Source organism: Ruegeria sp. CDSA077, assembly GCF_059612265.1.
Map to the genome: position 1 here is coordinate 276698 of NZ_JBXWQG010000002.1, position 19866 is coordinate 296563.

The 19866-nt window shown below is 57.7% G+C and carries 23 protein-coding genes; 13 read left to right on the forward strand and 10 right to left on the reverse strand.

All coding sequences use genetic code 11. The features are described 5' to 3' along the window. Window positions 1-92: 92 nt before the first annotated feature. Window positions 93-827 carry a zinc-ribbon domain-containing protein gene (locus tag AC2FLE_RS08540; protein WP_496691808.1) on the forward strand — a complete coding sequence of 245 codons (735 nt, stop codon included), beginning with the start codon at window positions 93-95 and terminating at the stop codon, window positions 825-827. On the opposite strand, the gene AC2FLE_RS08545 is transcribed toward AC2FLE_RS08540, so the two are convergent. The 5 genes from AC2FLE_RS08545 to argH all read right to left on the reverse strand — a co-directional run bounded on the left by AC2FLE_RS08545 (window position 828) and on the right by argH (window position 6542). Continuing rightward, window positions 828-3365, reverse strand: a complete 2538-nt coding sequence (locus AC2FLE_RS08545) for a TIGR02302 family protein (protein WP_496696457.1) — start codon at window positions 3363-3365, stop codon at window positions 828-830. 37 nt (window positions 3366-3402) lie between these two features. Next, the gene (gene lysA, locus AC2FLE_RS08550) at window positions 3403-4668 is read right to left on the reverse strand and encodes a diaminopimelate decarboxylase (protein ID WP_496696459.1); all 1266 of its coding nucleotides are present in this window, start codon (window positions 4666-4668) and stop codon (window positions 3403-3405) included. Between the two features lie 65 nt (window positions 4669-4733). Continuing rightward, window positions 4734-4889 (reverse strand): hypothetical protein, encoded by a 156-nt coding sequence (locus AC2FLE_RS08555; protein WP_185956656.1) that lies wholly within the window; start codon window positions 4887-4889, stop codon window positions 4734-4736. An 82-nt stretch (window positions 4890-4971) separates the two neighbouring features. After that, complete coding sequence (locus tag AC2FLE_RS08560; protein WP_496691811.1) at window positions 4972-5154, reverse strand: argininosuccinate lyase; 183 nt, start codon at window positions 5152-5154, stop codon at window positions 4972-4974. Next, window positions 5154-6542: an argininosuccinate lyase gene (gene argH, locus AC2FLE_RS08565; RefSeq protein WP_496696461.1), complete on the reverse strand. Its 1389-nt coding sequence runs from the start codon at window positions 6540-6542 to the stop codon at window positions 5154-5156. The genes AC2FLE_RS08560 and argH overlap by 1 nt, the downstream gene beginning before the upstream one ends. Before the next feature lie 21 nt (window positions 6543-6563). On the opposite strand from argH, the gene AC2FLE_RS08570 reads away from it, so the two are divergent. The 11 genes from AC2FLE_RS08570 to yddG all read left to right on the forward strand — a co-directional run bounded on the left by AC2FLE_RS08570 (window position 6564) and on the right by yddG (window position 14927). Next, window positions 6564-7130, forward strand: coding sequence for a TlpA disulfide reductase family protein (locus AC2FLE_RS08570; RefSeq protein WP_142635436.1), 567 nt, complete (start codon window positions 6564-6566; stop codon window positions 7128-7130). A gap of 66 nt (window positions 7131-7196) precedes the next feature. After that, window positions 7197-7562, forward strand: a complete 366-nt coding sequence (locus tag AC2FLE_RS08575) for a hypothetical protein (protein ID WP_496696463.1) — start codon at window positions 7197-7199, stop codon at window positions 7560-7562. Between the two features lie 117 nt (window positions 7563-7679). Next, window positions 7680-8066 (forward strand): hypothetical protein, encoded by a 387-nt coding sequence (locus tag AC2FLE_RS08580; protein ID WP_281995234.1) that lies wholly within the window; start codon window positions 7680-7682, stop codon window positions 8064-8066. Further along, complete coding sequence (locus tag AC2FLE_RS08585) at window positions 8063-9034, forward strand: sterol desaturase family protein (protein WP_496696465.1); 972 nt, start codon at window positions 8063-8065, stop codon at window positions 9032-9034. The genes AC2FLE_RS08580 and AC2FLE_RS08585 overlap by 4 nt, the downstream gene beginning before the upstream one ends. Before the next feature lie 88 nt (window positions 9035-9122). Further along, window positions 9123-9311 (forward strand): hypothetical protein, encoded by a 189-nt coding sequence (locus AC2FLE_RS08590; protein ID WP_496691815.1) that lies wholly within the window; start codon window positions 9123-9125, stop codon window positions 9309-9311. 85 nt (window positions 9312-9396) lie between these two features. Further along, the gene (locus tag AC2FLE_RS08595) at window positions 9397-10230 is read left to right on the forward strand and encodes an EAL domain-containing protein (RefSeq protein ID WP_496696467.1); all 834 of its coding nucleotides are present in this window, start codon (window positions 9397-9399) and stop codon (window positions 10228-10230) included. Window positions 10231-10409: 179 nt separating this feature from the next. Continuing rightward, a complete protein-coding gene (locus AC2FLE_RS08600; RefSeq protein ID WP_142635424.1) occupies window positions 10410-11585 on the forward strand; it encodes an acetyl-CoA C-acetyltransferase in 1176 nt (391 codons plus the stop codon). A gap of 7 nt (window positions 11586-11592) precedes the next feature. After that, window positions 11593-11979, forward strand: coding sequence for a hypothetical protein (locus AC2FLE_RS08605; protein WP_496696469.1), 387 nt, complete (start codon window positions 11593-11595; stop codon window positions 11977-11979). Window positions 11980-12092: 113 nt separating this feature from the next. Beyond that, the gene (phbB, locus tag AC2FLE_RS08610; RefSeq protein WP_271948478.1) at window positions 12093-12815 is read left to right on the forward strand and encodes an acetoacetyl-CoA reductase; all 723 of its coding nucleotides are present in this window, start codon (window positions 12093-12095) and stop codon (window positions 12813-12815) included. A gap of 301 nt (window positions 12816-13116) precedes the next feature. Beyond that, window positions 13117-14064, forward strand: coding sequence for a transcriptional regulator GcvA (locus AC2FLE_RS08615; protein WP_496696594.1), 948 nt, complete (start codon window positions 13117-13119; stop codon window positions 14062-14064). Further along, window positions 14061-14927: an aromatic amino acid exporter YddG gene (yddG, locus tag AC2FLE_RS08620; protein ID WP_496696471.1), complete on the forward strand. Its 867-nt coding sequence runs from the start codon at window positions 14061-14063 to the stop codon at window positions 14925-14927. The genes AC2FLE_RS08615 and yddG overlap by 4 nt, the downstream gene beginning before the upstream one ends. On the opposite strand, the gene AC2FLE_RS08625 is transcribed toward yddG, so the two are convergent. The 3 genes from AC2FLE_RS08625 to AC2FLE_RS08635 form a co-directional block, all read right to left on the reverse strand. Beyond that, a complete protein-coding gene (locus AC2FLE_RS08625) occupies window positions 14924-15088 on the reverse strand; it encodes a YdcH family protein (protein WP_142635414.1) in 165 nt (54 codons plus the stop codon). The two genes, yddG and AC2FLE_RS08625, sit on opposite strands and share 4 nt — an antisense overlap. A gap of 121 nt (window positions 15089-15209) precedes the next feature. Beyond that, window positions 15210-15983 carry a tRNA1(Val) (adenine(37)-N6)-methyltransferase gene (locus AC2FLE_RS08630; protein ID WP_496696473.1) on the reverse strand — a complete coding sequence of 258 codons (774 nt, stop codon included), beginning with the start codon at window positions 15981-15983 and terminating at the stop codon, window positions 15210-15212. Further along, a complete protein-coding gene (locus tag AC2FLE_RS08635) occupies window positions 15980-16195 on the reverse strand; it encodes a putative signal transducing protein (protein ID WP_496696474.1) in 216 nt (71 codons plus the stop codon). Before AC2FLE_RS08635 ends, AC2FLE_RS08630 begins: the two co-directional genes overlap by 4 nt. 56 nt (window positions 16196-16251) lie before the next feature. Here AC2FLE_RS08635 and AC2FLE_RS08640 point away from each other — a divergent pair, with 56 nt between their 5' ends. Beyond that, window positions 16252-17250: a polyprenyl synthetase family protein gene (locus AC2FLE_RS08640; RefSeq protein ID WP_496696476.1), complete on the forward strand. Its 999-nt coding sequence runs from the start codon at window positions 16252-16254 to the stop codon at window positions 17248-17250. Here the strand turns inward: AC2FLE_RS08640 and AC2FLE_RS08645 are convergent. Further along, complete coding sequence (locus AC2FLE_RS08645; RefSeq protein WP_496696478.1) at window positions 17243-18064, reverse strand: 4-(cytidine 5'-diphospho)-2-C-methyl-D-erythritol kinase; 822 nt, start codon at window positions 18062-18064, stop codon at window positions 17243-17245. The two genes, AC2FLE_RS08640 and AC2FLE_RS08645, sit on opposite strands and share 8 nt — an antisense overlap. Then, complete coding sequence (locus tag AC2FLE_RS08650; protein WP_496696595.1) at window positions 18054-19862, reverse strand: tetratricopeptide repeat protein; 1809 nt, start codon at window positions 19860-19862, stop codon at window positions 18054-18056. Before AC2FLE_RS08650 ends, AC2FLE_RS08645 begins: the two co-directional genes overlap by 11 nt. Between the last annotated feature and the right edge of the window lie 4 nt (window positions 19863-19866).

Below are 19866 nucleotides of genomic sequence, written 5' to 3' on the forward strand. Positions count from 1 at the left end.
GCGAAACCGAAAACGCGCTTTGCTGTTTGGTTCTAACGGAATATCATTCTTAAAAAAACTATTATCAGGCCAACCCCCGGCCCGGAGGCAGCATGCGTCTTACTTGTCCCAACTGCAGTGCCCAATACGAGGTGCCAGACGAGGTCATTCCAGAGGAAGGCCGCGATGTTCAGTGTTCGAATTGCGAGAAAACGTGGTTCCAGGCCAAACATCCGGCGGATCCAACCGTTGAGCAACCTGCAGATGAAACGACTGCCGAGGATAAGGCTGTTCCACCGGCGGAGCCAGAAACCGCCGACCAGACCGAGCCCGAGCCCGAAGCCACACCAAAGGATGGTGCGCCGGTCAGCAATGTGGATCCTTCGGTCGCCGATATACTGAAGGAAGAAGCCGCACGCGAAGCCGAATTGCGGGCCCAGGAAGGCAGCAGTCTTGAAAGCCAGCCTGATCTTGCTCTTGATCCACCTTCCGAGCCGGAACCAGACCCCGAACAGGCGGTCAAGGAACTGACAGCTACAGAAACCGCTAAAGATTCCGGGCAAGGTGACGCCCTGCCCGATGTCGAAACGATCAATTCCGGATTCCGCGGCGACGCCTCTGCAGATGCGCCTGAGGCATCAGCGCCTGCGCCCCCCAAATCCGGCGGCTTTCTGCGTGGGTTCGCTCTGATCTTGATACTTGGTGTGATCCTGTTCCTGATCTACGGCAATGCTCCGCAAATCAGTGAGGCTGTTCCTCAGGCGGATGCAGTTCTCAAACCTTATGTGTCTTTGGTGGATCAAGCCCGGCTTTGGCTGGATACCCAGGCTGGCGCTTCTCAGAACTGATCAGAACCGTTCAAGCAGGCGCTTGAGATATTCCAATTCAATCTCGGGGCGTTCGGATTCACCGGTCCGGCGGCGAATTTCGTCCAGCAACTCGCGCGCACGGCGATAAACGTCCTCACCCTGCAGCAGGCTCTCATCGGTTGACATCGACCCGTTTGCCCCAGGGTTGCGGCCCAGTGGATCGCGGTTGTTGGCCTGCATGTCGCCTTCCTGACTGCCTTGACCTGGTTGATTCTGCTGGTTCTGGGCCAAGGCCTCACCTAACGAGCGCATCCCTTCCCGCAGCGCATCCATCGCTTCGGACTGGTTGTCGATAGCATCGGCCAGCTCGTCATTCCGCAGAGCCTGCTCAGCCTCATTCATGGCGCGGCCAGCGCGCCCAAGCGCATCACGGGCGGCTTCGCCTTCCGGAGTACCGGCACCGGGCAAGTTTTGTTGCTGGCGGCCCAGCTCATCGCGCAGGGCCTGTTGACGATCGGCCAGCGAACCCTGACCCTGCTGACCTTCATCAGCCTGGTCCGAACCCTGCCCCTGTCCGCCCTGGCCTTCGTGGCTCTGACCACGGCCCTGACCGCCATTGCGGCCCTGATTGCCCTGGTTTTCACCAGTCTGCGCACCGGGATTGAACTGCTCTTGCAGATCGCGGAAAGCCTGATCGCTCAGCCCCTGTTGATCGCGCAATGTCTCTGCCAAACCCTCCATCGCCTGTTGGCCTTCGGATTGCTGACCTTGACCCTGACCTTGCGTGACGCGCATGTTCTCCATCATCTGCTGGAATTCCTCCAGCGCCTGCTGCGCCTCGGCCATACGGCCCTGCTCCATCAGATCCTGAATTCGATCCATCATCCGTTGCAGATCATCCTGCGTCATCTGCAAGGATTCTCCGTCTTGCCCCTGCTGACCTTCTTCACCGTTCTGCTCTGCCAACCGCTGTAACTGTTGCAGGTAGTCCTGGGTGGCCTCGCGCAGCTCTTGCATCAGCTCAGCGATCTCTTCGTCGCTTGCCCCGTTCTGCATCGCCTCCGTCAGGCGCTCCTGCGCCCGGCGCATCCGCTCAAGAGCGTCGGCAAGCGTACCGTCCTCGATCAATACGGCCAGCTTCCATAGTGAGGCCGCGATTTCTTCCTGCTGCGTCGGCTTCAACCCGTATTCGGTAAATGTCTCAAGCCGCCGAAGTGTCACCCGCAAGCGCAAATAGGCCGTATCCGAGCGGAACAGGTCCTCGGGCAGATACGATACCGCCCGCAGAATCTGAGATACCCGTTTCGCGTTGTCCCGTGACCACAGCAGATCGCGCCGCTGTTCAACGATCGCAGCCGCCAGCGGATCAAAGAACCGACGCGCCGGAAGTGCTGTTGTATAGGGTTCAGACTGCCCTTGCTGATCGGCAGCATCACGCGCCATCAAAGTGATCTTTACTGGCAGATGCGCCCAGGGATGTTGTGAGAAATCCTCGATCAAATTCTCCGTGAAATCGGCCCGGTCGCCTGTAATGGGCATCGGTAACTCAACCTCGATCACCTCACGCGGTTCTGGAATCGCCATCAGACCATAGCGGCGATCAATTGCATCCAGATCCAGTTCGATCAGGGCAGAGCCTGCTATCACACCGTAATCATCTTTGGCCGCAAAGGGCAGTTTCATCTGGCCGCCTGCTTCGGATTTGGCAACGTCCGACACGGTGATCTGTGGAGACGTATCTACGATCACTTCCAACGCCCAATCGCGTCCGGAAGGCCCGTCTATCGTCATTCGGCCCGAACGTTCGACGACAAATTCCTGTTCAGGGTCGGTGACCGCTTCCGTGCCCAGCGGTGTCGAGGTTTCGGTCAAGCTGTGCGCACCGACCTCGCCGTAGAATCGCAATGTGATGCGGCTGCCTTGCGGGACCGAAAGTGTCGGGTCGGATTGATCCGCCAGATAGAGCGTTGGCAAGCCGGTATAGCGTGGCGGCTCGACCCAGCCTTCCCAACTTGGTCCCTGCCCGGCAACAGCTGCACCCGGTGTCATCTCTGTCACGGATCCTATGCGCCAAAATGAGCCGAAAAGCACGGCAATCACCAGCGCCAGCAAAGCTATGAACCGCAGAGCATAGGGGTCGCGGTCGGCCAGTCGGAGATCGGGCTTTACCGGCGCAGCCTGTGCGGCACGTTCCGCCATACGCGCCTGATGAGCCCGCCACAGGGCCACAGAATCAGCATCCATCGCGCCGATGGCCTGTTCATCCATCAGAGCCTGGATAGGACGCCCTGGCAGGGTCTCATCCATCCGGATCAACGCTTCGTTTCGTGTTGGGATACGGAACCGCCGCACGCCGTGGATCAGTGCAACCAACAGCCCAATCAACGCCGCCGACCCCGCGACCCAAACGGTTTCCACCCCGACATGGTCCTGCAGTCCGAGCATCAGCGCGGCCAACAGCGCCATGGAAATTGAGAAAAACGGCCAGAAAGACCGCCAAACCTGCTCGCTTAGCATCCCCACCTGCGTTAGCAGCAAAGACAATCTGGGGATCGGCAAGGTTTCTCTTGCGGTCAAGTCGGGCCTCCGTTCACCGGCCCGCGCGTCTATTGCGTCAGAGCCACTCGGGTATGGTATCGCGGTTTATGATTTCGTCAAAGCTCGGACGTTCACGAATTACGGCAAATTGATCTCCGTGCACCAGAACTTCGGGTATCAGGGGCCGCGTGTTGTATTCGCTGGACATGACCGCGCCATAGGCCCCTGCGCTGCGAAAGGCGACCAGATCACCAGCACCCAGTGGCGGCATCTGCCGTTGCTTGGCAAATGTATCGCCGCTTTCGCAAACCGGACCGACGATATCATAAGGTTGCTGTTCCGTGCCCGGCACGGGTTCGATCACCGGTACGATATCGTGATAGGCTTCGTACATGGCCGGGCGGATCAGGTCGTTCATGGCACCGTCGAGGATCAGGAAATCCCGGCCCTCGCCGGATTTCACATAGATCACTTTGCTGACCATCAAACCAGCATTACCGGCAATCAGGCGGCCCGGCTCTATTTCGATTTCGCATCCCAGATGACCCAGAGTGTCTTTGATCAGCGCACCGTATTCCAAAGGCAGCGGCGGCGCGTCGTTCGAGCGCGCATAAGGAATGCCCAGCCCCCCGCCCAGATCGAGGCGGCGAATATTGTGGCCCTCACTGCGCAGCGTCTCAGTCAGCTCAGCAACCTTCTGATAGGCCAATGCAAAAGGCTCCAGCTCGGTCAGTTGCGAGCCGATATGGACGTCGATACCAATGACCTCCAGCCCGGGCAGGCTGGCAGCGTGGGCATAAACTTCTGACGCACGGGCGATCGGAATGCCGAATTTATTCTCGGATTTTCCGGTGGCGATTTTGGCGTGGGTCTTGGCGTCCACATCCGGATTTACCCTAACGGTGATCGGAGCAACGACGCCCAAATCAAGCGCAACGGCGTTGATCACCTCCATCTCGGGTTCGGATTCCACGTTGAACTGACGAATGCCACCGGTCAGAGCGGTGCGAATTTCTTCGGCTGTTTTGCCAACGCCCGAAAACACGATCTTATCGCCGGGCACTCCGGCAGCTTTGGCCCGCAGGTATTCCCCACCCGAAACAACGTCCATCCCCGCGCCTGCCTCGGCCAGCGTCTTCAGGATCGCCTGATTGCTGGCGGCCTTCATCGCATAACATACGAGGTGGTCGGTCCCGTCCAACGCCTCATCGAACAGCTGGAAATGACGCAGCAGCGTCGCCGTCGAATAGATGTAAAAGGGTGTCCCAACCGCAGCTGCGATTTCGGAGATCGGGACATCCTCGGCGTAAAGCGCGCCGTCGCGGTAAAGAAAGTGATCCATAAAGACGCGCTTAGACCAAAATGCCCCGGCGGATCAATGGATTCTACGCAAACAGGGGTGTCGCGTCATTCAATATGCGAAACGCCGACCCGACCATAACCGGATATCGAAATTCCAGATCCGCCGGATTGGGGTTCGGGATCGGGTCGCGGTTTATAGGATGGGTCGCAAGCCGCAAGAATGGCGAGGCCAAAGAACAGGCCTAGAATCTTCATATTCATTTCTTTTTCCAAGGTTTACGGCCGAGCGCCATTGATCGGTCTGAAATGGGAACTGAGTGCTGAAACTGCAACTCGGGAAACACTACCGCCCGAGAAAAACGCTCAGAGGGCCGCGTTGCAGGCCAACGCCACCCCCGACATAGGCGCCGCTGGTGCCGACGCCGATATTGGCGCTCATCGTTGGTTGGATCGGTTCGCCATCCGCACCGCATCCGGCCAGGGTTACCCCTGCCAGCACCAACAGAGCCGCAGTCAGAATTCGCATTACACCAACGCCTTCCATCGCTTGACCTGAGCCCGCACCTGATCCGGTGCCGTGCCGCCGTAAGACTGGCGCGAGTTTACCGAATTTTGCACCGTAAGGACAGAAAAGACGTCATCGGTGATCTCCGCATGCACTGTTTGCATATCCGCAAGCGTCAGGTCCGGCAGATCGCAGCCCTTGCTCTCGGCCATCGCAACCAGCGATCCGGTGACGTGATGGGCATCGCGGAACGGCAGGCCCAGAACGCGCACCAGCCAGTCGGCCAGATCAGTCGCGGTCGAAAAACCCGACCCTGCAGCCGCAGCCAGGCTTTCGCGGTTGGCGGTCATGTCCTTGACCATGCCTTCCATCGCTGCCAGCGCCAGCATCCAGTTATCGGCAGCGTCAAAAACCTGTTCCTTGTCTTCCTGCATGTCCTTGGAATAGGCCAGCGGCAGGCCCTTCATCACCATCATCAGCGCGGTGTTGGCGCCATAAATGCGCCCGACCTTGGCACGGATCAGTTCTGCCGCATCCGGGTTCTTCTTTTGCGGCATGATAGACGAGCCAGTCGAAAAACGGTCAGACAGGGTGACAAAGCGGAACTGGGCAGAAGACCAGATCACCAGTTCTTCGGCAAAGCGCGACAGGTGCATTGCACAGATAGAAGCAGCTGACAGGAATTCCAGTGCAAAGTCGCGGTCGCTGACGGCATCCAGCGAGTTGGCGGCCGGGCGGTCAAAGCCCAGCGCCTCGGCTGTCATGACCCGATCAATAGGGAACGAGGTTCCAGCCAGCGCGGCAGCCCCCAGTGGGGATTCGTTCATCCGCGCGCGGGCATCGCGGACGCGGGACAGATCACGTCCGAACATTTCGACATAAGCCATCATGTGATGACCCCAGGTCACAGGCTGGGCGGTTTGCAGATGCGTAAAGCCCGGCATGACCCAGTCCGCCCCGGCCTCTGCCTGCGCCAAAAGCGCGCGGATTAGGGCTAGCAGACCGGTATCGGCGGCATCGAACTGATCACGCACCCACAGTTTAAAATCGGTTGCCACCTGATCATTGCGCGACCGGCCTGTGTGCAAACGGCCCGCAGGTTCGCCAATGACCTCTTTCAGCCGTGCCTCGACATTCATGTGGATGTCTTCCAGAGCTGTCGAGAACTGAAACGCGCCGTTCTGGATTTCTGACAATACGGTGAGCAGCCCTTCCCGAATGGCCTCAGCATCACTATCAGTTATAACGCCCGTGGCAGCCAGCATGGCGGCATGGGCGCGCGAGCCTGCGATGTCCTGGGCTGCCATCCGCTGATCGAACCCGATCGAGGCATTGATTGCCTCCATGATCGCGTCTGGACCGGCGGCAAAGCGGCCGCCCCACATCTGGTTCGAAGATTGATCGGTCATGTAAGAAAACCCGGAGTTGATATGCGCCTATTTCGTCTGATCCCCCTTTATATGGCCCTTGCGCTAGGTGCAAACGCGGCTTTGGCCACAGATGCGGAAACTCTGGGTCCGCTGCGCGAAGGCACCCTGAAGCGGTTGATCCTGCACAAAGAGCCCAAACCGCACACCTTGGTCGAATTTCAGTTGGAAGATGACGGTGGCACCGCAACGCTTGCCGACTATCAGGGCAAATACGTTCTGCTGAACTTTTGGGCCACATGGTGCGCACCGTGCCGCAAGGAAATGCCTCAGATCGCCGAGTTGCAGGCGGAATTCGGGGGTGACAAATTCGAAGTCCTGACATTGGCCACCGGGCGCAACTCACCCGCGGGGATCAAGAAGTTTTTCGAGGAAAACAACATCGAGAACCTGCCGCGCCATCAAGATCCGGGCTCGGCCGTGGCACGTGAGTTCGGTGTCATTGCCCTGCCAATCACGGTCATTCTTGACCCCGATGGCAATGAAATCGCCCGCCTGATCGGGGATGCCGAGTGGAATTCAGACAGTGCCAAGGCGATCATTGCGGCACTGGTCGCAGAAGAAAGCTAAGGTCGTTTTCCCGAAGTCTTGAATTTATGATAGCCTCCCCGTCGTTGTAACGAGGAGGCTTTCTTTATGAAGAACGTATTCACTCTGGCCATCGCTGCCTGTCTGGTTTTGGGCTCGGCATTGGTTGCCGAGGCCAAAGACATCAGGAAAGAAAAAGATTTTCAGAATGCTGTCGCTGGTAAAAAACTGGTAGATGGCGGCACTTGGGTGCTTATTTCACCCGACGGGAAGATTTCCGGACAAACCAGCGACAAGGTCAAATTCTCGGGCGCGTGGATCTGGAACAAACGTTTTTGGTGCCGAACGCTTGTTGTTGGCGGAAATCAGATCCCGCAGGATTGCCAGAAAGTAACGATAGAAGGGAACCAGGTGACCTTTACCCGCAACAAAGGCAAGGGTGATTCCGGGGGGACCTATACGATTACCAACTGACCTCTTTGCACGGGCACCGTGATCCCCAACCGGTGCTTCAGGTCGAATTTCAGCTTACGCGACGCCACCTTTGACAGCCAAGCCTCCGCTTTGCAGTTTGTGGGTCAGGAGGATGTCATGCCGCTGGAGATATTGTTAGTTCTGGTCATCGGGGGGATAGGCGGAATTACTATTCTGCTGCATCTGACTGGCCGTTCGCGGCAGTTTGCCCTGACACTTGATCTGGCGCGCGCGCAATGGTCGCGCCATTTTCCAGATGACGTGATCGCAGATGTAACCGTAGCGCATGACCAACGTTCCGCGCTGATCCGAACCACAACCGGTTCGGGCCTTTTGTGGTCGTTCGGCGCGGATACCGTGGCCCGCCACCTGCAGGATTATGACTGGATCGAGCATCCGGACGGATTCGAAGTTCAGTTTCATGATTTCGGAACCCCCTCAACCCGCATCCACCTCGATGACATCGAACGCGCCCACTGGCGACACCTGATGGAGCCCGCATGACCGACCAGATTTCTTTTCCCGATGCCGTGCAATGGGCAGTCCCGTTCTTTATCGCCGCAATTCTGGCCGAGTTCGTCTGGATCGCATTCAAAGGCCGGGGCGGGCGCTATGAAACGCGGGATGCGGTCACCTCGCTGATCATGGGCGCGGGCAATATTGCCTCGGGGTTTCTGCTCGGTTTCATCGCCTACGGGTTCTTTATGTGGTTGTGGCAGATTACTCCGCTGAACCTGGGCACCTCGATCCCAGTGATTATCCTGTGCTTTTTGCTGGACGATTTGCGTTACTATTGGGTGCATCGGTTCGGGCATCGCATCCGTTGGGTCTGGGCCAGCCATGTGAACCATCATAGCTCTCAGCATTACAACCTGACCACGGCGTTGCGTCAGACCTGGACTTATACATTCACCTTCATGATGGTCGTGCGCGCGCCGCTGATCCTGCTGGGGTTTCATCCGGCAATGGTTCTGTTTGTCGGCGGTCTGAACCTGATCTATCAGTTCTGGATTCACACCGAGGCCATCGGCAAGATGCCCCGCTGGTTCGAGGCGGTTATGAACACCCCCAGCCACCACCGCGCCCATCATGGCCGCAACGCGCGCTATCTGGATTGCAACTATGCCGGCGTGTTCATCATCTGGGACAAGATGTTCGGCACCTTTGTGCCAGAGCAGGTCGATGACAAGGTCGACTATGGGTTGGTTCACAATATCGGAACCTTCAACCCGTTGCGCGTCGCCTTTCACGAATGGGTCGGAATCTGGCAGGATGCCACGCAATCGGGGCTAACTTTGCGCCAGCGGTTGGCCTATTGCTTTGCCCCACCCGGTTACAGCCATGACGGCAGCCGGGATAGCTCGGAGCAGATCAAAGCCAAGCATATCTCACGCAACCCCAAGGATCGAGGGACGCCTGGATTTGAGCATTTTGAGACCGAAACGCACAAATCCGAAGCAAAACAAGCTTGAATCCGCCGGTCACGTGCTGATTTTCTTGAAAATTAGCTCAGCCTGCACATATCCAAACGATGTGCATTACGAGTGACCGGAGATTATCATGACCCGTTGGACAACATTTTCCACAGTTTTAGGACTGATAGGACTGCTTCTCGCAATGCTGACAGCGCTGGCCGCCGGGACCGCAACGCTGATCGCATTTGGACTGGCCATGATGGTGCTGGGATTTACAGGCGCAGTTATTGGTGCCGCGAGATCTCTGGGACGTGTTCTGGACGCAGCCCGCTGACATTTTCATTTCCATTAACCGCAGATTCACATCTTTGCCCTGAAATTGGATCCTGACCGACGACGGTAGGGAAGCGATTTCGATCATGCGGGGCAGGAAACTGGCAGATTTACCCGAAGGATCAGACAGCCCGTTAAACGCGGCTGTGCTGTCGCGCGACAACTCAACGATCCAGATGGCTACGGATGCTGTCAAACACAAACAGTGCAAACTGGCCTTTCAACCGGTCATGCAGGCTAACGCGCCACATGGTATCGCCTTCTACGAGGGCTTCATCCGGGTGCTGGACGAAACCGGTCGTGTCATCCCGGCACGCGAGTTTATGCCTCAGCTTGAAAACACCCCGATTGGCCGCGAATTGGACTGCATCGCGCTTGAAATGGGCCTGCGCACATTGGCGCGCACCCCGGACATCCGCATGTCGATCAATATGTCCGCACGGTCGATCGGATATGGACGTTGGTCGCGTGTTCTTGACCGGTTCATGAAAAAAGACGCCAGTATCGGTGAAAGGCTGATCCTTGAAATATCCGAAAGTTCGGCCATGACCGTGCCGGAACTCGTGGTCGATTTCATGGACCGGTTGCAACCACGTGGCGTTGCATTTGCGCTGGATGATTTTGGTGCCAGCAACTTCTGCTTCCGCCATTTCCGCGAGTTTCTTTTTGATGCCGCCAAGATTGATGGCCAGTTCATCCGCGGCATCAGTGAAAACCCGGATAATCAGGCGCTGGTTCGTGCCCTGATCGCAGTTGCAAGGGAATTTGAGATTCTGGTCACGGCCGAATCGGTCGAAACCAAAGCGGATGCTGAGTTTTTGGTGGCCAATGGTGTCGATTGTCTGCAAGGATTTCTGTTCGGCGCACCTACGGTTTCTGCGCCCTGGAAAACGGAAAACGAACAGAAATCGGCGGGTTAACCCCAAAAAACCAGGGACCTTGGGTCCTGAGACAAGCTGCCCGTTGCTGCAAATGCAGCATTGCGCTATTGCAGTGATACTTGAGCGGGGGATTACGGGGCGCTCTTGTTGCGGGGGGAACCTCTCGACCTGCGCCGTCAGACATTCCGCCGGACCATGTCGGTAAAGGACTGATCATAATGACCAATGTAGTTATCGCATCCGCCGCACGTACAGGCGTCGGCAGCTTTGGTGGTTCGTTTGCGAACACCGCAGCCCATGATTTGGGCACAGCCGTTCTTGAAGCCGTTGTAGAACGCGCCGGAATCGAAAAAGGCGAAGTCAGCGAGACAATTTTGGGTCAGGTTCTGACCGCAGCCCAGGGTCAGAACCCGGCGCGTCAGGCGCATATCAACGCCGGTCTGCCGCAGGAAAGCGCGGCCTGGGGCATCAACCAGGTCTGCGGATCCGGCCTGCGCGCCGTGGCACTGGGCGCACAGCATATCCAACTGGGTGATGCTGATATCGTCGCTGCTGGCGGGCAAGAGAACATGACCCTGTCGCCCCATGCCGCCGCTCTGCGCGCCGGCCAAAAGATGGGCGACATGAAGTATATCGACACAATGATCCGCGATGGATTGTGGGATGCGTTCAACGGGTATCACATGGGTCAAACCGCCGAAAACGTTGCTGAAAAGTGGCAGATCAGCCGCGATATGCAGGATGAATTCGCCGTCGCAAGCCAGAACAAGGCCGAAGCTGCGCAGAAGGCAGGCAAATTCGCCGATGAGATCACCCCCTTTACCATCAAGACCCGCAAGGGTGACATCGTGATGGACAAGGACGAATACATCCGCCACGGCGCAACCATGGAAGCCATGGCCAAACTGCGCCCGGCTTTTGCTAAGGACGGATCGGTCACCGCCGCCAATGCCTCGGGCCTGAACGACGGCGCGGCTGCGACCCTGCTGATGTCGGCGGCAAATGCCGAAAAGCGCGGGATTGAGCCCCTGGCGCGGATTGCATCTTATGCCACCGCTGGTCTGGACCCGTCGATCATGGGCGTCGGCCCGATCTATGCCTCGCGCAAGGCGCTGGAAAAGGCGGGCTGGTCGGTTGACGATCTGGATCTGATCGAAGCCAACGAAGCCTTTGCCGCACAAGCTTGTGCCGTGAACAAAGACATGGGCTGGGACCCGTCCATCGTGAACGTCAATGGCGGCGCCATTGCTATCGGTCACCCGATCGGCGCCTCGGGCTGCCGCGTTCTGAACACTCTGTTGTTCGAAATGAAGCGGCGGGACGCGAAAAAAGGTCTTGCGACTCTGTGCATCGGTGGCGGCATGGGCGTTGCCCTATGTGTCGAGCGCGACTGATCTAACAATGCCTTCTCGGCCCACTCTTATTTCGGCCCTTGTGATTTGCTTTGCAGGGGCCGCAGACGCACAGAACCGTCAACCGCTTTCGACCAGCCTGACGGAGTGCAGCATCATCTTTACAGAGCTGGCCGAGCCGAGAGCACGCCGGAACAACAACCAAACAACCACAGACGCCGCGCTTGCCAGCGCGGCGTTATTCGTTGTGGAAGCTCGTGATCAGGCCGCAAAGGAAGGCATTAAGAACCCCTACAAACACATCCAGTCCGCGCAGGTTCGATTGTCCGAGACATGGCAGGATCGCTTTGGCAAATTGGCTCTGCTGAACGAAAATAATGACTGGATCGACTATTGCCGTGCATTGGGTAAAGATCGTGGCCTCACACTACCCTGAGGCGAAACCAAAAACCTCAGCGCTGCGTCAACTTGCCTGCGCAATATTGTTGCGCTGGTTGGTTCGGAATAGTAACAGCATTACCAAGACGACTTAAATTGGAGGATTCCTAAATGGCACGAACAGCACTCGTCACCGGCGGTTCCCGCGGCATTGGCGCAGCAATTTCCAAGGCGCTTAAGGCCGAAGGGTACAATGTTGCAGCCACCTACGCGGGGAACGACGAAGCCGCCGCGAATTTCACCGACGAGACCGGAATCGCCACCTACAAATGGAACGTTGCGGATTATGACGAATCCAAAGCGGGCATCGAAAAGGTCGAAGCCGAGATTGGCCCGATCGACATCGTTGTTGCCAATGCCGGCATCACCAAGGACGCCCCATTCCACAAAATGACACCCGAGCAGTGGCATCAGGTGATCGACACCAACCTAACCGGCGTATTCAACACCGTTCACCCGGTTTGGCCTGGCATGCGTGAGCGCAAGTTTGGCCGTGTCATAGTCATCAGCTCGATCAACGGTCAAAAGGGTCAGTTCGCTCAGGTGAACTATGCCGCAACCAAGGCGGGTGATCTGGGAATCGTGAAGTCGCTGGCGCAGGAAGGCGCGCGCGCGGGCATCACCGCCAACGCTATCTGCCCCGGCTATATCGCAACCGAAATGGTCATGGCTGTCCCCGAGAAGGTTCGTGATTCCATCATCAGCCAGATTCCAGCGGGCCGACTAGGCGAACCGGAAGAGATCGCACGCTGCGTTGCTTTCCTGGCCTCTGAAGACTCGCAATTCATCAATGGATCGACCATCTCGGCCAATGGTGCTCAGTTCTTCGCCTAAGTTGGCTGTCAAAATGCAAGCGGGCCGGTTCTAAGCAGAACCGGCCCTTCTTTTATCCCGTAAGACCGCGCGCGCTGCGATCAGCGGGAACCGAAAATCCACTTCAACACATTCAGAACCGCTTTGCCCCGCGCCTCATGCGCGCGCAGAATCGCCGATTGTGCAGCTGGATTTGTTGTCATCTCAATCATGGCAGCCTCTCAACTCAAAACAGTTTTACTTGACTTGCAGCCAATATGATCCCTACCTGAAAAAGCTACAAACGAGCTTTTTTGAAGGGTCAGTTAAGAATTTCTATACTATGAGCGATTACCTGCCCCCATTGACCGCTTTGCGCGCCTTTGATGCAGCCGCCCGGCACATGTCTTTCGCCAAGGCCGCAGCAGAGCTGCATGTAACACCCGCGGCGCTGTCGTTTCAGATCAAATCTCTTGAGGAACACCTGGGTCGCCCCCTGTTTCACCGCCTTAATCGAGCGGTGGAGCTAACCGAAGCTGGGCGAAAGCTCGCACCAGGAGCCGCCGAAGGGTTTAGCACTTTGCTAGCTGCATGGAGTGCGACACGCAGACTTCAGGATGAAACCACGCTTACCGTTGCGGCGGGGCCGGCCCTGACAGCGAAATGGCTTGCCCCGAGACTCTATGATTTCGCCAAGGCTTATCCTGAGATTAATCTGCGCATCTCAACATCGCTCCAGATGGTTGATCTGCACCGTAATGAAGCCGACGTCGCAATCCGTTTCGGTTATGGGGAATATGGTGATCTTTATGCTGTTCATGCTCGCAAGGAATGGTTGACCCCTGCAATGACCCCCGCCCTTGCCGAGCAGTTTCCGACTCCAGAGAGCCTTGTCGATGCCCCGCTGGTTATCAATGAATATGACAGTTTTCTTCAACCACCTTGTGATTGGCCCGCTTGGTTCAAAGCTGTCGGAATCAATGGGTTTGAGCCACATGGCATGCAATTTTCGAATGTAGAGCATTCGATCGATGCGGCCTGCGCCGGGATCGGTGTTCTCCTTGGTCGACGACCGCTGCTCATCAAAGATGTGCTTGAGGGCAGGCTTGTAACCCCGTTCAAGATTGCGATCGAAACCGATGCCCGATTTTCGTTTGTTTGCCTGCCCGGTCGGGAAAACCTTGCGCAGATTGCTGCATTTCGGGACTGGTATTTGGCAGAGATCGAAAGAACCTCAAATATCTGGGGTGAGTTCAAAATTATCCCTGTCAAAGAGGTGACCGTTGAATGAGTAAAATGACCGCGACAGCAATCGGTTTTGTCGCTGTTTTGCTTTGGTCCCTTCTAGCCCTGTTCACCGTCGGTTCAGCACCGGTTCCTGCGCTGTTGCTGAATACGATCTGCTTCTCGATCGGGGGTACGCTGGGGCTGGTCTGGGCCTGGGCCAATGGTGGGCTGGGGCAGTTGCGGTCCGTGCGTTGGACCACCTATCTGTTTGGCACCATCGGGTTGTTTGGCTATCACGCACTCTACTTCTCGGCCCTGCGCATGGCCCCTGCAGCCGAGGCCGGGCTGATTGCCTATCTCTGGCCCCTGTTGATTGTGCTGTTCTCAGGTTTGCTACCGGGCGAGCATCTGCGTGCAGGGCACCTGATCGGAGCCTGCCTGGGCTTTGCTGGGGCCGCTGTGATCATCGCCGGGGGTGGTGGCGCAGGATTTCAGGCCAGCCACCTACCCGGTTACGGGCTGGCGCTGCTGTGTGCTCTGACCTGGTCGGGCTATTCCGTTATGTCCCGTCGTCTTGGGGATACCCCCACAAGCTCTGTCGCTGTGTTCTGCATCTTTACCGCCATCGCCTCGGGTGGTCTGCATCTAGCCATCGAAGAAACCGTTTGGCCGGACACGGCCTTTGGCTGGGCCTCGATCGCGGCACTTGGGTTGGGGCCTGTCGGTCTGGCGTTCTATGTCTGGGATATCGGGGTCAAACAAGGCGACATTCAGATTCTTGGCACCGCGTCTTATGCAGCGCCCCTGTTGTCTACCGTCGTTTTGGTGGTTGCCAGGATCGCAGCCCCATCCTGGGGCCTGGCAATCGCAGCCGTCCTGGTCACCGGCGGCGCGGCCATCGCCGCGCGCGCCAGCCTTAAAAGTTAACTGGAAAGTCGCTCTATCTCTTCCTTAAGCCTCAGCTTCTGTTTCTTGAGTTGAGCGATATGGAGATCGTCGATGCCTGGCGCGCGCTGGGCTTGTTCTACTTCGAGACCGAGAGTTTCGTGCTTCTTCTTCAGTTCCGTCAGATGTGCGCTCACGCTCATGGCGATACTCCTTCATTGGTGTCTCTGAATAACGTAGGAAGTTGAGCACATCGTTTCCAGCCTGTCACGCTGCAGACGCACAGATTCTATAATAAATCTGACAAATTCGGCTGGTTGGCGCCTATTGATCCGAAAACCCGTTCAGCGCAGCACCGTCGCGCAAAACGGACGATATCTGAGAGGTATAACTTTCGCCGTCTTTTTCGTGGCGCACACCCTTGTGCAAAATCAGCGGGGCATGCAGTTGAAACGCAGACCGACCGCCTTTTCTGGCCCTAATGATCCCCAATTCAGCCTTCCGACCTGCCCGCGCGGCCAGGGGCAGAACTTCGACTGAGCCAAGCCGCCCCTCACAGGCTGACAGCATGTCGGGCAACCGATCGGCCTTTTGGATCATGTGCAGATAGCCCCGCGGTGCAAGGCGCTTTGCCGCACAATCGAACCAATCGCACAACGGGGTATCCTCGCCCAAGGCAATTCCGCGACCTGAGTCCGCCGCAGGGCTGTGGGCACCGGCCAAGTAATAGGGTGGATTCGCAATCACATGATCGAACTGCTGTTGTTTCAGCTCAGTTGGCAGTTTGCTCAGATCGGCCTGCACCACTGTCAGCGCCTGCGCATTCTGATCCGCGTTGCGGGTGGCCAGATCGGCATAGGGCGATTGCAGCTCAACACCCGTGGCGTTCAATCCCGGCACGCGCGCCATCAGGCACAAGATGGCGGCACCAGCGCCACATCCCAGCTCCAGCACGGATTGCCCAGCCTTGGCCGGTACCGCTGCCGCCAGCAAGACAGGATCGACCCCGGCGCGATAGCCGGACAGGGGCTGCCAAAGCCGAACGCGCCCATTAAGAAAGTCGTTCAAACTTAGCTCTGGGTCAGTGAATTGCGTCATCGGCCCAGCGGGATCTCATTGTCGCGCATCACCCGTTCCGCGCGGGTCAAATCATCTGCCCGCACCATAAGGCGACGCGGGAAAATACCGATGCCACCTTCTAGGATGCTCATATTTACGTCCATCTGAAAGCAGTCTATATCCTCGCCCTGAAGTAGGGCGGATGCAAAGGCCAGGATCGTCGGATCAGTGCTGCGCAAAAGTTCTTTCATGGGGATGGATGTAAGGGCAAGGTGAGGCGGAAGTCGAGCCTTGTATCAGGAGTGTGATGAACATCAGCACAGTCTCAAAACCGCATGAGCGGCTGGCCGAGATTCTTTCGGGTGAAATGGACGCGGTCAATGACCTGATACGCACGCGCATGGCCTCAGAACACGCGCCCCGCATTCCCGAAGTCACCGCACATTTGGTCGAAGCGGGTGGCAAGCGCCTGCGTCCGATGCTGACACTGGCCGCGGCGCGGCTGTTCGACTATGCCGGGGACCATCATTTGCGTCTGGCGGCAACGGTTGAGTTCATCCACACCGCGACCCTGTTGCATGACGATGTTGTCGACGAAAGCGCACAAAGGCGCGGACGGCCAACAGCGAATCTGCTTTGGGACAACAAATCCAGCGTTCTGGTTGGGGATTACCTGTTCTCACGCAGCTTCCAGCTTATGGTCGAGACCGGGTCTCTTAGGGTTCTGGACATCCTTGCCAATGCGTCTGCCACGATCGCCGAGGGCGAAGTGCTACAGATGACTGCTGCAACCGATCTGGGCACGGATGAGGCCATCTATCTTCAGGTTGTGCGCGGCAAGACCGCAGCCTTGTTCTCAGCCGCAACCGAGGTGGGCGGGGTCATCGCCCAAGCGTCAGAGGCCCAGGTCAAGGCGCTCTTCGATTATGGCGATGCGCTGGGGATTGCCTTCCAGATCGCTGATGACCTGCTGGATTATCAGGGCGACAGCAAAGCGACCGGTAAGAATGTCGGCGACGACTTTCGCGAGCGTAAGCTGACGCTGCCAGTGATCAAGGCGGTGGCGCAGGCCACCCTCGAAGAACGCGCCTTCTGGCAGCGCACCATAGGCCGGGGCCGTCAAGAGAGCGGTGACCTCGAAACCGCTCTTGGTCTCATGGGTAAATACGGCACGCTTGCGGCGACGCGAAAAGATGCGCTTGGCTGGGCCAACAAGGCTAAGGCGTCGCTAGGCATCCTGCCCGACCATGAGATCCGCACCCTGCTGAGCGATTTGGCAGACTTCGTTGTCGCGCGCCTTAGTTAAGCTGAACCGCACGGCACCACCAGTTGGGGTGGGCTGCGCCAATCTCATAGGCGGCGAAATGGGCAGCTTTCATCGTCGGGTACAGCGCGAAACAGGTCGATCCTGACCCTGACATGCGCGACAACAGCGTCTCTTTTGTATCCTTTAGTGCGTCCAGCACCTGCGCGACGTCGCGAGCCAGAGATGTGGCCGGACTTTCCAGGTCGTTTCGCTGTTTTCCCAACCATTCGGCGCAATCCTGAGGCCCCTCAAATACCGGGATATCCTCTGCCATGGGCGGGTTTTCCCTGCATTCCAAAGCCGCGAATATCGCAGGCGTTGGAACCTCTACACCCGGGTTGACCAGCAAGGCTGGTAGATGTGGGAGGGTGACCGGGTTCAGACACTCTCCGATCCCACGCATACGGCTTGATCTGGCTGCCATGCAGACAGGGACATCCGCACCCAGGCGCAGTGCTGTTTCTGGCGGGACGTGCCCACCCTGGCCCTCGATCATCCGCAAAGTTGCGGCGGCATCGGAAGAACCGCCACCGATCCCGCCTCCATGCGGCAGCACTTTGTTCAGGTCAATATGCCCAGTCCAGCCTGCAGCCTCGGCGGCTTTCCACACCAGATTGCGACTATCGCTTGGCACACCCGCCGCATGTTCGCCGGTGATAGAGATCGACAGCGCCTCACCTGCGGTGAAATGCAGCGTATCGCCCAGATCGGCAAACACCACGAGCGAATCCAACAGGTGATAGCCGTCCACGCGCTGGCCGGTGACGTGCAAGGTAAGGTTGATCTTGGCGGGCGCGAAAGCCTTAGCCTTCATTGGCGACCTTCAGCGGCGCGGCACCTTCCTCGATCAGAACCTCGTCCAGCCCGACCTCGATCTTGCGGCGAATACGCTCGGGGTCGGCCTCACCATCGGCGTCTTCGAGGTCAATGAAAGACAATGCCCGCTTCCACTGGAACTCGGCTTCGCGTGCGCGGCCCACGGCCCAGTAAACGTCACCCAGGTGATCATTCACCACTGGGTCTACCGGCATCAACTCGACGGCACGCTCCATATGTTCGACCGCCTCTTCATAGCGGCCCAGTCGAAACAGAACCCATCCCAAGCTGTCGACGATATAGCCGCTACCAGGGCGTGCGGCGACGGCGCGTTCGATCATGCCAAGCGCTTCGTCCAGATTTTCGCGCCGTTCTACAAGCGAATAACCCAGATAATTCAGGACCTGCGGTTGGTCGGGGTTAAGTTCTAGCGCACGGCGGAAATCGGCCTCAGCATTGTCCCACTGCTTTAGTCGCTCGTACGAGATACCACGGGCGTAGTGCAGGAACCAGTTGCCGCCACCATCAGCATCAATCAATTCAATCGCTGTGCTATAGGTTTCGACAGCCGCAGCATAGTTTTCTTCACGTCTTTGCAAATCAGCCAGCGCCACGTGAACACTTGGCAGATCCGGTCTCTGCGTCGCAAGGGTCTGCAAGACTTCTTCCGCCGCATCGGTTTTGCCTGCCGTGACAAGCACCTCGGCCCGGCCCAGTTCAGCAGCGTGATAGTCACTGCTGCTCGCGGGCACTTTGCGATAGGCTTCGACGGCAAGATCGTATTGCTCCAACTCGTCCAAAAGTTCGGCACTCAACAAGATTGCGTCCACGTGATCCGGGCGCAGAAAGGCTGCGACCTGCGCATAAAGCAGGACGTAATTCTCAGCCGCCTCACTGCTGAGCGCGGCTCCCACGGAAAAGAACACTTCTGCGATACCGTCCTGCGATGTGCGGACATGAGTAAAGGGCAGCGTTTCGCCAGCGCTCAGACGCGATTCGTACCCTTCAATCGAGGGATCAGAGCCCGACTCGAACACGTCATCCAGAAACTGCAGCGCATCCTCATTGCGGTCCAGCTGCGACAGAACCTCGGTCCGTGCCAGCGCTGCGCGGCGGGTAAATCGCGCCACAACACCATTATCGGCCGCAAAGACTGCCTCGGCACCTTCAAAGTCTCCGACCGAGGCCAGTGCCAAAGCTTTGTGGTAAAGCGCGAACTCGCGCAGACCTTCCTGCGCTGCAACTTGGTCAAACTGCTCCAGCGCGCTGGTCATCGCACCCTGGCCCATATGGGCCCAGCCCAATATTAACCCGTCAACCAGCGGCCCGACGCCTTGCGTTTCGGGGTCGCGGGCAAGCAGTTCATCCAGCTTGCCTTCAGCCACCAGATTAGCGGCAATCGCCATTTTCGCGGGCTGGTTGGGCAGGCCTAACTCTTCGATGGTTTGGGCAATCGGCAAAGCGCGCTTAACCTCGCCCAGCGACAAGCGCGCAACGACGACATTCTCCAGCAACCGGTCGTTTTGAGGATCTGCGCGCAATGCTTGCGCAAAATATTTCTCAGCCGCCGTATAGTCGTCCTGAAAAATCGCCTGACGCCCGGCAAGATACGCACCGAACCCAGTGTCGGCATAAGCCGGAATGGCGAATGACGTGGTAAACAGCACAGCCAGCGCTGTGCGACGAATGAGAAAAGTCACCAAATTCCTGCCTTGCGATTGTCGGTTGCGCAATAAGCTAGGGCTTTGACCAGAAAGAGGCAATGGCAGAGCCTTCACGACGCCGCCATTGCCCATTTTT